This window comes from Bradyrhizobium sp. Kon37, assembly GCF_055807535.1.
This window is the reverse complement of the sequence record NZ_JBVVOY010000023.1, coordinates 71,451-84,978: the sequence shown is the minus strand read 5'-3', so window position 1 is coordinate 84,978 and position 13,528 is coordinate 71,451. Positions and strand designations below refer to the sequence as shown.

Genomic DNA, 13,528 nt, shown 5'->3' with positions numbered 1-13,528 from the left:
CTGCGTAAGAAAGAATTAAAAACCGGCTACTAGCGTTCCCGCCATCTTTGAACAATCCGGGCCGAGACCCGGCGGATCATATTTTATCCCCTGGGGGAACAGATGTCGCGCACATTGATTGAAATCAGTAGTTGCAATGTAGAGCTTGAGCTGCGGCCGATCGAGCCTTCCTGGATCATCGAAGGCAATCCGGTGTCGCGCTCGCACATCCTCTCCACCAGCGCCGACGGCACCGCTTCGACCATCATCTGGGCCTGCACCGAAGGGCGCTTCAACTGGTACTACGATATCGATGAGACGATCATGATCATGGAAGGATCGATCGTGCTCGAAAGCGACGGCATGCCGCCGAAGCGCTACGGCCCGGGCGACGTCGTTTTCTTCCGTAACGGCGCGCACGCCAAATGGCATGTCGAAGGCCACGTCAAGAAGATCGCCTTCTGCCGCAAGACCAATCCCGTGATGATCGGCTTCCTGATCCGCGTCGTCAACAAGCTCAAGAAGATGCTCGTCTCCACCGGCGAGCGCCGCCCGGCCTCGCTGATGGGCGCCGGTTAGAGTTCAACCAGTTTCAAGGACGCTTCCCAGCGGTCACGACGGAACAGGGGCCGGGATCAACATCCCGGCCCCTGTTCTCGTCATGGCGCCAATCCCTTTCAAGGCAAATCGAGCCGGTAGAAATTGCTCGCGGTCTGCGAGAATAACGCCGTCTTCTCTGTCTCGCTCAAGGGTGCGGCGATACGCTTGAAGGTGTTGAAGATCACCTGGTAGCTGCACTGGCCCTTGTCCGGTGGGAAATTGCTCTCGAACATTGCGCGCTTGGGTCCAAACGCCTCGATGCAGGCCTCAATGTAAGGCCGCCACGCCGCGGCAAGCTCCTCGGATGACGGCGGTCTCTCGCGCAAATGGAAGTCGTAGCCGAGCAGGCACATCGCGAGCCCGCCGAGCTTCACCGCCACGTTCTCGCATTTGGCGATCTCCTGGATCGACGCCCGCCATTGCGCAAACACCTCCTCGCGTCGCCCGGCAAAGCGGCCGGTTCCGGCGGGACCGCCGCAATGGTCGAGCACGATCCTGGTGTCGGGAAATGCACGGGCGAGCTCGGTCAGCTCGCCGATCTGCGGATGGAACAGCCAGGCATCGAAGCTCAGGTTCAGCGGCGCGAGACAGGCGAACCCCCTGCGGAAGGTCGGGTCCTGCAGCAATCCCTGCGGCCGGTTCGCATACATGCCGGCAACAGCAGGATCCGGGTCCCAGGCCGAGGAATGCCGGATGCCGCGGAAGCGACCGTTGCCCGCCGCGATCTCGGCCTCCAACACCGGTTGTGCGGCATCGCCGAGCAGCAGATTGACGTGGCTGACGATGCCGGCGCAAATCGCGGCCTTGCCGTAACCGCCGCTGGCGCTCATCGCGGCGACGCCATTGGCGAACTCGACTTCGCCGACCGGCCGGAACGCCTCGGGCCCGTGCGCACGATACATCGAGCGGCAGTCGACATAGACCGTGGCGATGACGTTGTGGCCAGAGGCGATGTCATCAGCCATCTCCTCGATCAGATAGCGGTGCCCGCGATTCCAGAGATGGTGATGGGGATCGACGATCGGCCGCGAGGGATCGATGATCTCCTCCCGATGCAGCGCGAGCCAGTCCTCGCGCGGCTCGACGAATAGCCCGCTCGTGTTGGCGGGCAGACCGCTTGCTGCCATCGGTGTTCGCTCCCTTGATGTATGCTTCTTGTCCGGGAAGCCTAACACCTCGTTTTCGCACGCAGCAGCGCGCGTTGCGCAACCGCACCCGGCATCGCGGGCACAGCGGCGCCGTCGTCAACCCTTGCGCCGCTTCGCCCTCACATCGACCACCAGCCGCCAATCGGTCGCGGTGGCCGGCTTCACCTCGCCGAGCCAATGGAAGAAATCCTCGGTGATCTCCGTAAAACTCCAGCGCGTCAGGTCGCCGGCTTCGGTCGTGCCTTCCTGCACGATGTCGGGATCGCGTGGACGGCCGATCTGCTGGCGGAATATGCAGCGACCGGGATCGAACCAGGAAATCCGCCATCCATCGATGGTCGGATCGTAGACCCGCAGCGTCGTGCCGTACCAATTGCCGGCGATCGGCAAGGCCGGGCTGCCGGCCGGGTGCGGAATGATCCAGACGTCCTGCACGGCGCGGCCCTCCAGCACCCAGCCGAAATGGATTTCGCCGGGCGCGGTGTGTTTCGTTCCATCGGGTCCATGGGCGGTGATCTCGGCGTCCCAATCGCCGACGAAACGGCCGTAAAGCCGCAGCGCCGCCGCGTGCTCGGGGTTCGGTCCGTCCGCGTGCAATAATCTCGCAAAGTCGGTCATGTCGATCTCCTGTTGCGAGGAGATCAGCACGACCGGCCGGCAGCCGACTTGGAGAAAATTGTGCGTCACACCCCGTCGAGGATGATCACCGTCGGCTTCGACGGCAATGCATCCCGGGACGTCCGGAAACTTCGTTCCATGCGCCGGTCGATCTCGAACTGCTGGCCGATGCGTTGCATGAAATCGTCGAGCGGGGTGGCGAAGCGGTGCATCGGCAGCACGACCGAGGCGCGCAGCCGCTTGGTGATCTCGGAGACGCCGTCGAGCGACATGGTGTAGGTGCCGTCGATCGGCACCATGACGATGTCGAGCCGCCCGATTTGGGCAAAATGGCTGTCGTCGAGCTTGTGGTGAAGATGGCCGAGATGGCCGATGCAGAGGCCCGCGACCTCGAAGATGAAGATGGAGTTGCCGTCGCGGATCATGTCGGCGCCGGAATCGTCGCCGAAATAGCGGCGGATGTCGGTGGTGACGTTGCGGATCAAGGTGTCGCCGATGCGCTCCGACACGATGGCCGGCTTGCCGTCCTCGCCCCAGCCATGCAGCACGCGAGGAATGCGCGTGTCGGGGTATAGAGAGTAGTGCGTGCTGTGGGCCCGGTTCATGGTGACGACATCGGGCAGCCGGCCCACCTGGTAGGCCCCGCTATAGTCGGTGGCGATGCGCAAGCCGCCGGGCGTGTCGATGAAATAGGTGGAATGGCCGGCATAGGTGATCTCGACCTCGGCTGCGGTCGCCGCCTGCCTGAAGGCGACCGACATGACACGCGGCGCCGCATTCGCCATCGCCAGGCATTCGCTGCGCTGAGGTGATTGCTGCGCGAAGGCAGATGTTACCAGCCAACCGAGAAGCGCACAGACCGTCAGCAATAATCGAGACATCAGGAACCGTCCGGCGCTTATCGACGATCTGATGAGTGTATCTACGAATTATCCTCGCGTCATGTGGTGCCGGCGAGCCGCGCCATTCCACCGCTTGCTTTGATCAGTTTCACGGCCGTTTTGTCGAACGACACGAAAGTATCGGCCCCAAGCCACCTGCCTTCGTGGGCGATAACGCCATCGGCAAAGTCACCCCCGGCCTCGAGGAGCGCTAATCCAGCCTCAGCTATGGGCCGGTTGACGACGACATTGGATGCATTGATCAAGTGCCGGATCGAAGCCGCGACATCTCCAGCAGAGGTTTTGTAGCCTCGTGAGAGGACCCAAGCTAACTCACACAATGCGGGGATCGAGATGGCTATGAGGTCCGCGTTCTCGAGAAGGGCTTCGGCCACCTTGCTCTGTTCGGCATCATCTTCGACCAGCACCCGTACCAGGACGTTGGTGTCGGGTGTTATCTTCATCGCTTGCTGGCCCAGCCGCCAGCAATCACCGCGTTCATCTCCTCGATCGAGAGCGATCGACCGTTCGTCTTTCCCTTCAGAAAGCCGAAGGCATCCGAAATCTCTCCGGTGGGCCGAACTGCTCTCACCTCAACTCGCCCGCCAGGAAGCTTTTCTATCGAAATCTTGTCGCCCGGATGTACACCGAGGTGCTCCAGGAGGTCTTTCCGTAGCGTAACCTGCCCCTTTGCCGTGACCGTGAGCGTGCTCATGGGGATCCCTCAATACTGAGACCTTGATAGGTAAGGCAATTTATCCTTACTTTCAAGGCAGGCAGCCTTCATTCCCGCCTTGGGCTGAACTTCCAGGTGATGGCGACGAGGCCCGCGGTGATCAGGCCGCTGACGAGACCGACGATGGGCAGCGTGAGCACCAACGCGGCGCTGGCAGCCCAGCCGATCGAGGAGAACGCTTCGGCAAAGGTCGCAAGCCGCGACGAGGTCTGGCGGCGGCGAAATTGGCTGCGCCGGGCCTGCACCCGGAACCAGAGCTGGATTGCGGTGGCGGAGGCCGCGCTGACGATGACCGCACCGGCGCTGACCGCGGCCTGGAACGGCGAGGCGAAAGCGAGCGCCGCGATCAACGGGCAGAAGATGATGGCGATCGCGATCAGCACGACCTCGATCTTGGCGCGGATGACGCTGGACGGCGTCAATGGCGCGGTTGCAACCAGGTCGGGCGCGTCCTCGCCCGAGATCGTCAGCCAGGCAAGCCCGCCGGCGAGTTGTCCCGCCGCCATGACGATGACGGGCGTGATCAGCGTCAGCGCCGCGGAGCTGTCAGCAAAGTTGCGCCAGAGCAGCAGCGCCGGCGGCACCAGATAGAGCAGCTGCATCAGCGTCTGCGAGATCAGCCAGGGATCGCGCCAGAGCAGCAAAAATTCCTTGCGCCGCAGGGCATGCTGCCGCGATCCGCCGCGGAACGGGCGCTCCTTCGCGCTGCGACGGCCGGACGCGCCGTAGGCGGCGGCATCGATCGCCGTGTCTGCGAAGCGGCCCGAGAAGATCGCCATGACGCTTCCGAGCAGCACGAGCCCGAGCGCCAGGAGCAGCAGCAGCGCTTCGGGGTCCCCCATCGCCGCCCGCGCCGGCCACCACCAGATGCTGTCGGCATCGGGCGCGTAAGCGGCCAAGCTACCCGAGGTCAGGATGGTGAAGCGCGACAGCGTGCCGTAGGACATGATCGCCGCGACCTGGAGCGCGATCACGAAGCCGGCGCCGATGATCGCGGCGAGGATCTGGGCGACGAACCGTGTCCGCGCCGGACCGATCAGGCGGAACAGCAGGATGGTGACGGCGATCGCGACCGCTGCGGCCGACAGGCCCATCGCGACGACAACGCCGAACGCTGCGAGCCAGCGCGCGCCGCCCCCGAACACCAGCACGTCGATGAAGGGAGTCGAGAACAGCAGCGCGATCACCGTGACGGTGAGCGCGATCGCGGCGATGCGCACCGAGAACAGATTGGCCAGCGTCGCGGGTGAGGACATGATGAGGTCGAGATCGGCGCGGGCGTAAAACACCCGCGTCACCGATTCGATTGCCTGCGACAGCATCAGCGTCCAGGCGAGAAAAATCGTCGCCGAAATCACGATCAGCGAGGATTTGTCGAGCGGCAATTGCAGGTCGGCGAAGCGGCCGATCACCGCCCAGGCCGGCACGTGCAGCAGCGCCGCGAAGAACAGCAGTCCGATCACCGCGGCACGCGTTCTTTTGCGCCGCCCCCCGGTCATCATCGCGAGCCATTCGCGCCAGGCGAGCCGGAGCTCGTGGCGGGCGAACCAGGACAGCGCGGTGGCCGAGCTCATGCGGCGTCCTGGAGCGTCACCAGTGCGATGAAGAGATCTTCCAGACTGGTATCGGCGTGCCCGTTTTGCTGGCGCAGCTCGGTCAGCGTGCCCTCGGCAACCAGGCGGCCGGCTGCGATCACGCCGATGCGGTCGGCCATGCGTTCGGCGACCTCGAGGATATGCGTGGTCATGATGACGGTGCAGCCGGCGCGGACGCGATCGCTCAGCAATCCCTTCACGTGGCGGGCGGAGACGGCGTCCAGTCCCGTCAGCGGCTCGTCGAGGATGATGAGGCGGGGATCGTGCACCAGTGCGCCGGCGAGGGCGACCTTCTGGCGCATGCCCTTGGAAAAGCCCTCGCAGCGTTCGTGCCGGTGCGGTTCGAGCCCGAGCGAGGTCAGGAGCCCCGCGGCGACCGGTTCCGAGGCCGATGGTGCGATGCCCCACAGACCGGCCACGAATTCGAGATATTCGAGCGGCGTGAGCTTGTCGTAGATCCTGGGCTCGTCGGAGACCCACGCCATCACCTGCTTGGCGGCGACGGGGTTCTGGAGCGCATCGATGCCGAAGATGGAGACTGCGCCCGCATCGGGCCGCAAAAGGCCTGCAACCATGCGCAAAGTGGTGGTCTTGCCGGCGCCGTTGGGGCCGACCAGCGCATAGAATTCGCCGGCATGGATGGTGAGATCGAGGTTATCGACCGCCAGACGGTCAAAACGCTTCGTTAACCCCATGACTTCGAGCGCCGAATCGTCCCGCTTCATCACGGCCACACCTTGCGGTTTTGCATCGCTCGCGACCATGCCCCGAAGATGTTTCGGCACCGTGAATCGCGCTGCCGCAAATTCCGTCATCCGGATTGGACTAATGGCAAGTCACCGTTTGTTGACAGCGCTTGGCGGTTCAGGCTGAATTGGCGAAGGGACGAATGGCGCGAACGCAGCGAAACGACTGCGTAGCGACTGAACACAAGATGCGGCAAGGCGGTCGGGAAGAACCGCCGGTTGTATCGGGAGGATGCGCGACGATGCTGGATTTCGTTCAGCAGCTGGTCAGCGGTGTTGCGCTCGGCTGCGTCTACGGCCTGATCGCGCTTGGCTTCGTGCTCGTCTACAAGGCCACCGAGGTCGTCAATTTCGCCCAAGGCGATCTGATGATGCTGGGCGGCTTCTTTGCCTTCACCTTCATCGGCATGATGGGGCTGAACTACTGGATCGGCTTTGCCGGCGCGGTGGCGGCGATGGCGCTGTTCGGCATGTTGGCCGAGCGCGTGGTGGTGCGGCCGATCCTCGGCTATCCGCAATTCTCCATCATCATGGCCACCATCGGGCTCGGCTATTTCCTGCGCTCGGTGTCCGGCATGATCTGGGGCACCGACGATTTCAAGATCGACACGCCGTTCAGCCAGGGCGTGCTGCGGATCGGTTCGCTGGTGCTCGCCCATGACAAGCTCTCGGTGATTGCGGCGACGGTCATCCTCTGCGCGCTGCTCTGGCTGTTCTTCAACAAGACCACGCTCGGCACCGCGATGCGCGCCAGTTCCGAGAACATGCTGGCGGCCTATTACATGGGCATCCCGGTCAAGCGCGTGGTGTCGATCGTCTGGGCGATCAGCGCGGCGGTTGCGACCTGTGCCGGCGTGCTGCTGGCGCCGATCACCTTCATCCATTCCAATGTCGGTCTCGTGCTGGGCCTGAAAGCGTTTCCGGCCGCCGTGCTCGGCGGCTTCGGCTCGATCCCCGGCGCCGTCGTCGGCGGCGTCCTGATCGGCGTCATCGAGAGCATGGCCGGCTTCTATCTGGCCGAGGGCTGGAAGGACGTCGCGCCCTACATCGTGCTGCTCGCCGTGCTCTTGCTCAAGCCCGAAGGCCTGTTCGGCCTTCACGTCCGCAAGAAGGTCTGAGCGCATGCGCTTCCTGTTCAAGACCGACTACGAGGACGACATCAGGCTGTTTCCGCATTCGGGCTATTACGTCTCGTACGGTCTCCTGCTGGCCGTGCTGCTGATCGCGCCCTATGTGCTCTCCAGCTATCTGATGAGCCAGCTCGTCTTCGTCTGCATCTATGCGACCGTCGGCGTGGCGCTGCTGATCTTGACGGGTTTCACCGGGCAGGCCTCGCTCGGGCATGCGGCATTTCTCGCGATCGGTGCGTATACGGCGGCCTATTTGCAGAAATATGGTGTGCCGTTCCCGGTCTACTTTCTCGCCGCCGGGCTCCTGACCGGGCTGATCGGTGCCTTGGTCGGCTTCCCCGCGCTGCGGCTGCAAGGCATTTATCTCGTCATCGCCACCATCTCCTTCGCCTTCATCGTCGAGGAGATTCTGGCGCGTTGGGAGAGCGTCACCAACGGCAACGAGGGCATGCGGATCAAGGCGGTGTCGCTGTTTGGGGTCGCAGTCTCGCGCGACAGCCCCACTTTCTATTTCCTCTGCCTCGCCGTGCTGGTGCTGACCATCGTCGGTACGCTCAATCTGCTGCGTTCGCCGACCGGGCGCGCCTTCGTCGCGATCCGCGACAGCGAGACCGCGGCGCGCAGCATGGGCATCAATGTCGCGCTGTACAAAGTGAAGTCCTTTGCGATCTCCGCGGCGATCACCGGCTTCGCCGGTGTCCTGTTCGCGCACAAACTCTCCTTCATCTCGCCGGAGATGTTCACGCTCCAACTCTCGATCGAGTTCATCATCGTCATCCTGATCGGCGGCACCTTCAGCCTGCACGGCGCGGTGCTGGGGGCGATCTTCATCGTGATGATCGATCCGTTCCTGACCTACCTCAAGGACGACATGCCCGGCATCATCGCCGGCATCGCCGCGACCTTCGGAGCGGGCACGCAAGCCGCCGCCAACGTCCAGTCCAAGGTCGCGGCCTTTGCCTCGCTCAACGGCCTGAAAGGCGCGATCTACGGCATCATCATCGTATTGTTCGTGCTGTTCGAGCCGCTCGGGCTTTACGGCCGCTGGCTGAAGATCAAACTCTTCTTCCAGCTGTTCCCGCTCTACAAGCGCGCCACCTTCAAGCGGCAGAAGATCTACGTGAAGTCGGAGCGCAACCGATGAGCTATTTTCGCGCCGAGAGCTTGTCGCTGCATTTCGGCGGGCTGAAGGCCGTCGATGCGGTGTCGTTCGCGGTCGAGAGGGGCGAGATCCTCTCGATCATCGGGCCGAACGGCGCCGGCAAGAGCTCGATTTTCAACCTGATTTCGCGGATCTACCGGCCGACCTCCGGCCGCATTTTCTTCGAGGATCAGGACATCACGGAGCAGCCGCCCCACGACATCGCAAGGCTCGGCATCGCCCGCACGTTCCAGAACATCGAGCTGTTCGAGAACGCGACGGTGTTGTCGAACCTGCTGGTCGGACGCCACCGGCATTCGACCACGCAGCTTTGGCAGGAGCTGTTGTTCCTGCCGGGCGTACGGGCCGACGAGAAGGTGCATCGCCGCAGGGTCGAGCAGGTCATCGAATTCCTCGATCTCGAACCCTACCGCGACAAGCTGATCTCGGGTCTGCCTTACGGCGTGCGCAAGGTGATCGAGCTGGCGCGCGCACTATGCTCGGAGCCGAAGCTGATCCTGCTCGACGAGCCGTCCTCCGGCCTCAACGTGGAGGAGACCGACGACATGTCGTTTTGGATCCGAGACCTGAAGAGCGAGCTCGGCGTCACCGTGCTCATGGTCGAGCACGACATGTCACTGGTTAACCGCGTCTCCGACCGCGTCATCGCGCTGAACTACGGCAGGGTGCTGGCGATGGGCTCGCCGGCCGAAGTGCAGCAGCACCCCGATGTCGTCGCCGCCTATCTGGGAGCCTGACGCGATGGATGCCGTGGTGACACCAGACATCATCCTGAAACTCTCCAACATCGAGAGCTATTACGGGCCGATCATGGCGATCCGCGGCATCTCGCTCGAAGTGCCGCGCGGCCGCATCGTCACGCTGCTGGGTGCCAACGGCGCCGGCAAGACCACGGTGCTCAAGACGATCTCGGGCATTCTCGATCCGCAGAAGGGCGCCATCGAGTTCATGGGCAGGTCGATTCAGCGCATGGAGGCGGACAGGATCGTGCGGCTCGGCCTCAGCCACGTGCCGGAGGGCCGCGAGGTGTTTCCGTTCCTCTCCGTGCGCGAAAACCTGATGATGGGGGCCTATCCGCGCAACGATCGTAACGGCGTTGCCGACGATCTGGAGCGCGTCTACGGCTATTTCCCGCGGCTGAAGGAGCGCATCAACCAGCCGGCCGGACAGCTCTCCGGCGGCGAGCAGCAGATGCTCGCAATCGGCCGCGCACTGATGAACCGGCCGACGCTGTTGCTGCTCGACGAGCCCTCGCTCGGGCTGTCGCCGCTGCTGGTGAAGGAGATCTTCGCCATCATCCGTCGCGTCAACGAGGAGCAGGGCATGTCGATCCTGCTGGTCGAGCAGAACGCCAAGGTGGCGCTGGAGACGGCGCATTATGGCTATGTGCTGGAGATCGGCCGGATCGTGATGAACGACAGCTGCGACCGTTTGATGCATTCGAAGGACATCCAGGAATTCTATCTTGGCGCCAAGGAAGCGGGCGCACGAGGCGAGCGGCGCTGGAAAAAGAAGAAGACTTGGCGTTGAAGCAAGACTTGGCATTGAAGGAAGAATTGGCGTTAGATCGGGAGAACCGTCCGAAACAATAGACCGCCGGCAAGGCAGGCAGCGGAGGGGAACGCGACAAGGAGGAGACGTGCATGGCCCGACCGGCGGAGCTGACGGTCGCTGACACGATCGCGAAGAGCTTTTTGCGCGCCGCGGAGACGCGGGGCGACAGGCCGGCTATACGCGAGAAGAAATTCGGGATTTGGCAGCCGACCAGCTGGCGCGAATGGTTGGAGATCTCGAAGGAGATCGCCTACGCGCTGCACGCCATCGACTTCAGGCCCGGCGACGTTGCTTCCATCATCGCCAACGCCGTGCCGGAATGGGTCCATGTCGACATGGGCATTCTGTGCGCCGGCGGCGTCTCTTCCGGGATCTATCCGACCGATGCCTCATCCCAGGTCGAATATCTCGTCAACGATTCCCGGACGAAAGTGATCTTCGCCGAGGACGAGGAGCAGCTCGACAAGATCCTGGCCTGCCGCGCACGCTGTCCGTCTCTGCGAAAGATCATCGTGTTCGACATGGAGGGCCTCAGCGGCTTCTCCGATGAGATGGTGATGTCCCTCGACGAGTTCCGTGCGCTCGGGCGCAACCACATGGCCGGCCGTGAGGCGCTGTGGCAGGAGATGATCGACAGTCGCAGCGCGAGCGATCTCGCGGTCCTCGTCTATACATCCGGCACTACGGGCCCGCCCAAGGGCGCCATGCACGCCAACCGCAGCGTCACGCACCAGATGCGGCACGCCAACGATTTCATTCCGGCGCGCGAGAACGAGGACCGGCTGATCTTCCTGCCGCTCTGCCACGTCGCCGAACGGATCGGCGGCTACTACATCTCGGTCGCGCTCGGCTCGGTGATGAATTTTGCCGAGAGCCCGGAGACCGTGCCGGATAATCTGCGCGAGGTGCAGCCGACCATCTTCCTCGCGGTGCCGCGCATCTGGGAGAAATTCTATTCCGCGATCACTATCGCCCTAAAGGACGCGACGCCGCTGCAGCAATGGGTCTACCGCCGCGCCATCGATACCGGTTATCGCATGGTCGATTGCAGGATCGAAGGGAAGCCGCCGCCGCTGTCGTTGCGTATCGCGAACGGCATCGCTTACCGGCTCGCATTCCGCAACATCCGGCGCATGATCGGGCTCGACCGTTGCCGCATCGCCTTCACCGGCGCGGCGCCGATCGCACCGGAGCTGATCCGCTGGTATCTCGCGCTCGGCATCGATATCCACGAGCTCTACGGCCAGACCGAGAATTGCGGGGTCGCCACCATGATGCCGGCGGAGCGGATCAAGCTCGGCTCGGTCGGCAAGGCGGTGTCGTGGGGTGAAGTGGCGCTGTCGCCCGACGGGGAGATCCTGATCAGGGGCGACTTCCTGTTCATGGGCTATCTGAACCAGCCGGAGAGGACAGCTGAGACCATCGACCATCGCGGCTGGCTGCATACCGGCGACGTCGGCACCATCGACAATGAGGGCTTCGTCCGCATCACCGACCGGATGAAGGACATCATCATCACCTCGGGCGGCAAGAACATCACGCCGTCCGAGATCGAGAATCAGCTGAAATTCTCGCCCTACATCTCGGATTCCGTGGTGATCGGCGACAAGCGGCCATACCTCACCTGCCTCGTGATGATCGACCAGGAGAATGTCGAGAAGTTCGCGCAGGACCACGACATCCCCTTCACCAATTATGCCAGCCTGTGCCGCGCGGCGGAGATCCAGGACCTGATCTGGCGCGAGATCGAAGCGGTCAATGCCAATTTCGCCCGCGTCGAGACCATCAAGAGATTCTATCTGATCGAACGGCAACTCACTCCGGAGGACGAGGAGCTGACGCCGACCATGAAGCTGAAGCGCGGCTTCGTGAACAAGCGCTATGCCGCCGAGATCGACGCAATGTATCCGACGCGGGCGGTGGCTTGAACAATCCTGTTTGAATAGCAGCGAAGGAGTGATGGCCCCACCCTTCGCATCACAAGGGCCCCAAGGAGAGGAGACGTCAATGTCGAGATCGTTGAGAACGTTCGGCTTTGCGGCAGGCGCGGTGGTGCTTACCTGTTTGCCTGCCGCGGCGCAGACCAAGGTCACCAATGAAGGCATCTCGGCCTCCGAGATCGTCATCGGCACCCATCAGGATCTGTCGGGGCCGATCAAGGTCTGGGGCGTGCCGGTCTCCAACGGCATGAAGATGGCGGTCGAGGAAATCAACGCGGCCGGCGGCATCAATGGCCGCAAGATCAGGATGATCCTCGAGGATAACGGCTACGATCCGAAGAAGGGCGTGTTGGCGTCCCAGAAGATGGTCGAGCGCGACAAGATATTTGCAATGATCGGCTCGATGGGATCAGCGCCGACGCTCGCCGCGCAGGACATCCTGTTTGATGCCGGCGTGCTCCAGCTCTTCCCGCTGACCGCCGCCGAGTTCACCTTCAAATTCGACCCGGCCAAGCCGCAGGAGCGGCTGAAGTTCAACAACCTCTTGCCCTATGTCGAGAGCACACGGGCCGCGCTGAAATACATGGTGGAGTGGAAGAACTTTCAGAAGCCCTGCATCATGCATCAGGATGACGAGTATGGAAAGAACGTGCTCGACGGCTTCACCCAGCAATTGACGGCCATGAAGCTGCAGCCGGCGTCGGTGACGAGCTACAAGCGCGGCGCCTCCGATTTCAGCGCGCAGATCGCCAAAATGAAGTCCGACGGCTGCGATCTCGTCGTGCTCGGCACCGTGATCCGCGAGACCATCGGCGCGATGACGGAGGCGAAGAAGCTCGGCTGGGACGTCACCTTCCTGGGGGCGACGCCGACCAACGTGCTGGAAGTGCCGGCGCTCGGCAAGGACGCCGTCGAGGGCCTCTATGCGGCGAGCGGCTTCGAGATCCCCTATGAGGACACCGCCAAGGGCAAGGTCCACGACTGGCTCATCAATTACAAGAAGATGTTCAACACCGATGCCAACACCCAGGCGATCATCGGCTATAACGCGGTCACGACGTTTGCGTTCTACGCCAACAAGGCAGGCAAGGATCTGACCGGCCAGAAGATGCTGGACGCGCTGGAATCGGGCGACAAATTCCTCGACATCTTCAACTCGCCGCCGACCAAATTCTCCAAGACCGACCACCTCGCCAACACCATCACCCAGGTGCAGCAGGTCAAGGGCGGCCGCTGGGTTCTGGTGAAGGACAATCTGATGTTTTGATTTCTTCGCCTCTCCCCGCACGCGGGGAGAGGCCGGAATTTGCGCAGCAAATCCCGGGTGAGGGGCTCTCCGCGAGTCGAACTGTCACGGGATTCGCTGAAGCAGCCCCTCACCCCAACCCTCTCAGCGCGAGCGAAGCTCGTCGCGACCCCGTAAGAACGGGGCGAGGGAG

The 13,528-nt window shown here is 63.0% G+C and carries 14 protein-coding genes; 7 read left to right on the top strand and 7 right to left on the bottom strand.

Annotation, left to right across the window (positions count from 1 at the left end; all coding sequences use genetic code 11):
- Positions 1-102: 102 nt before the first annotated feature.
- The gene (locus AC0L3J_RS30445) at positions 103-558 is read left to right on the top strand and encodes a cupin domain-containing protein (RefSeq protein ID WP_456766439.1); all 456 of its coding nucleotides are present in this window, start codon (positions 103-105) and stop codon (positions 556-558) included.
- Positions 559-656: 98 nt separating this feature from the next.
- Here the strand turns inward: AC0L3J_RS30445 and AC0L3J_RS30440 are convergent, their stop codons facing one another.
- The 7 genes from AC0L3J_RS30440 to AC0L3J_RS30410 all read right to left on the bottom strand — a co-directional run bounded on the left by AC0L3J_RS30440 (position 657) and on the right by AC0L3J_RS30410 (position 6,282).
- Positions 657-1,706, bottom strand: a complete 1,050-nt coding sequence (locus AC0L3J_RS30440; RefSeq protein ID WP_473349484.1) for an amidohydrolase family protein — start codon at positions 1,704-1,706, stop codon at positions 657-659.
- 117 nt (positions 1,707-1,823) lie between these two features.
- Entirely contained in the window at positions 1,824-2,345 is a 522-nt protein-coding gene (locus AC0L3J_RS30435) for a hypothetical protein (protein WP_473349483.1), read from the bottom strand.
- Positions 2,346-2,410: 65 nt separating this feature from the next.
- The gene (locus tag AC0L3J_RS30430; RefSeq protein WP_473349482.1) at positions 2,411-3,226 is read right to left on the bottom strand and encodes an MBL fold metallo-hydrolase; all 816 of its coding nucleotides are present in this window, start codon (positions 3,224-3,226) and stop codon (positions 2,411-2,413) included.
- 59 nt (positions 3,227-3,285) lie between these two features.
- Complete coding sequence (locus AC0L3J_RS30425) at positions 3,286-3,690, bottom strand: type II toxin-antitoxin system VapC family toxin (RefSeq protein WP_473349481.1); 405 nt, start codon at positions 3,688-3,690, stop codon at positions 3,286-3,288.
- Positions 3,687-3,941, bottom strand: coding sequence for an AbrB/MazE/SpoVT family DNA-binding domain-containing protein (locus AC0L3J_RS30420; protein WP_473349480.1), 255 nt, complete (start codon positions 3,939-3,941; stop codon positions 3,687-3,689). The genes AC0L3J_RS30425 and AC0L3J_RS30420 overlap by 4 nt, the downstream gene beginning before the upstream one ends.
- Before the next feature lie 68 nt (positions 3,942-4,009).
- Complete coding sequence (locus tag AC0L3J_RS30415) at positions 4,010-5,536, bottom strand: permease (RefSeq protein ID WP_473349479.1); 1,527 nt, start codon at positions 5,534-5,536, stop codon at positions 4,010-4,012.
- Positions 5,533-6,282 carry an ABC transporter ATP-binding protein gene (locus tag AC0L3J_RS30410; protein ID WP_473349499.1) on the bottom strand — a complete coding sequence of 250 codons (750 nt, stop codon included), beginning with the start codon at positions 6,280-6,282 and terminating at the stop codon, positions 5,533-5,535. Before AC0L3J_RS30410 ends, AC0L3J_RS30415 begins: the two co-directional genes overlap by 4 nt.
- 263 nt (positions 6,283-6,545) lie before the next feature.
- On the opposite strand from AC0L3J_RS30410, the gene AC0L3J_RS30405 reads away from it, so the two are divergent.
- The 6 genes from AC0L3J_RS30405 to AC0L3J_RS30380 all read left to right on the top strand — a co-directional run bounded on the left by AC0L3J_RS30405 (position 6,546) and on the right by AC0L3J_RS30380 (position 13,356).
- Positions 6,546-7,421, top strand: coding sequence for a branched-chain amino acid ABC transporter permease (locus AC0L3J_RS30405; protein WP_027570079.1), 876 nt, complete (start codon positions 6,546-6,548; stop codon positions 7,419-7,421).
- Positions 7,422-7,425: 4 nt separating this feature from the next.
- Positions 7,426-8,577: a branched-chain amino acid ABC transporter permease gene (locus tag AC0L3J_RS30400; protein WP_473349478.1), complete on the top strand. Its 1,152-nt coding sequence runs from the start codon at positions 7,426-7,428 to the stop codon at positions 8,575-8,577.
- Entirely contained in the window at positions 8,574-9,332 is a 759-nt protein-coding gene (locus AC0L3J_RS30395) for an ABC transporter ATP-binding protein (RefSeq protein ID WP_027515318.1), read from the top strand. Before AC0L3J_RS30400 ends, AC0L3J_RS30395 begins: the two co-directional genes overlap by 4 nt.
- 4 nt (positions 9,333-9,336) lie before the next feature.
- On the top strand, positions 9,337-10,125 hold the full coding sequence (locus tag AC0L3J_RS30390; protein WP_473349498.1) for an ABC transporter ATP-binding protein: 789 nt from the start codon (positions 9,337-9,339) through the stop codon (positions 10,123-10,125).
- A gap of 113 nt (positions 10,126-10,238) precedes the next feature.
- Positions 10,239-12,077: an AMP-dependent synthetase/ligase gene (locus AC0L3J_RS30385; protein ID WP_473349477.1), complete on the top strand. Its 1,839-nt coding sequence runs from the start codon at positions 10,239-10,241 to the stop codon at positions 12,075-12,077.
- Positions 12,078-12,156: 79 nt separating this feature from the next.
- On the top strand, positions 12,157-13,356 hold the full coding sequence (locus tag AC0L3J_RS30380; protein WP_027570084.1) for an ABC transporter substrate-binding protein: 1,200 nt from the start codon (positions 12,157-12,159) through the stop codon (positions 13,354-13,356).
- The last annotated feature ends 172 nt before the right edge of the window (positions 13,357-13,528 follow it).

Bases quoted from the DNA above. Each gene is read 5' to 3' on its own strand.
- AC0L3J_RS30405 (WP_027570079.1), top strand. From the start codon at position 6,546: ATGCTGGATTTCGTTCAGCAGCTGGTCAGCGGTGTTGCGCTCGGCTGC.
- AC0L3J_RS30385 (WP_473349477.1), top strand. From the start codon at position 10,239: ATGGCCCGACCGGCGGAGCTGACGGTCGCTGACACGATCGCGAAGAGC.
- AC0L3J_RS30410 (WP_473349499.1), bottom strand. From the start codon at position 6,282: ATGAAGCGGGACGATTCGGCGCTCGAAGTCATGGGGTTAACGAAGCGT.
- AC0L3J_RS30420 (WP_473349480.1), bottom strand. From the start codon at position 3,941: ATGAGCACGCTCACGGTCACGGCAAAGGGGCAGGTTACGCTACGGAAA.
- AC0L3J_RS30430 (WP_473349482.1), bottom strand. From the start codon at position 3,226: ATGTCTCGATTATTGCTGACGGTCTGTGCGCTTCTCGGTTGGCTGGTA.
- AC0L3J_RS30380 (WP_027570084.1), top strand. From the start codon at position 12,157: ATGTCGAGATCGTTGAGAACGTTCGGCTTTGCGGCAGGCGCGGTGGTG.
- AC0L3J_RS30400 (WP_473349478.1), top strand. From the start codon at position 7,426: ATGCGCTTCCTGTTCAAGACCGACTACGAGGACGACATCAGGCTGTTT.
- AC0L3J_RS30445 (WP_456766439.1), top strand. From the start codon at position 103: ATGTCGCGCACATTGATTGAAATCAGTAGTTGCAATGTAGAGCTTGAG.
- AC0L3J_RS30435 (WP_473349483.1), bottom strand. From the start codon at position 2,345: ATGACCGACTTTGCGAGATTATTGCACGCGGACGGACCGAACCCCGAG.
- AC0L3J_RS30415 (WP_473349479.1), bottom strand. From the start codon at position 5,536: ATGAGCTCGGCCACCGCGCTGTCCTGGTTCGCCCGCCACGAGCTCCGG.
- AC0L3J_RS30395 (WP_027515318.1), top strand. From the start codon at position 8,574: ATGAGCTATTTTCGCGCCGAGAGCTTGTCGCTGCATTTCGGCGGGCTG.
- AC0L3J_RS30425 (WP_473349481.1), bottom strand. From the start codon at position 3,690: ATGAAGATAACACCCGACACCAACGTCCTGGTACGGGTGCTGGTCGAA.
- AC0L3J_RS30390 (WP_473349498.1), top strand. From the start codon at position 9,337: ATGGATGCCGTGGTGACACCAGACATCATCCTGAAACTCTCCAACATC.
- AC0L3J_RS30440 (WP_473349484.1), bottom strand. From the start codon at position 1,706: ATGGCAGCAAGCGGTCTGCCCGCCAACACGAGCGGGCTATTCGTCGAG.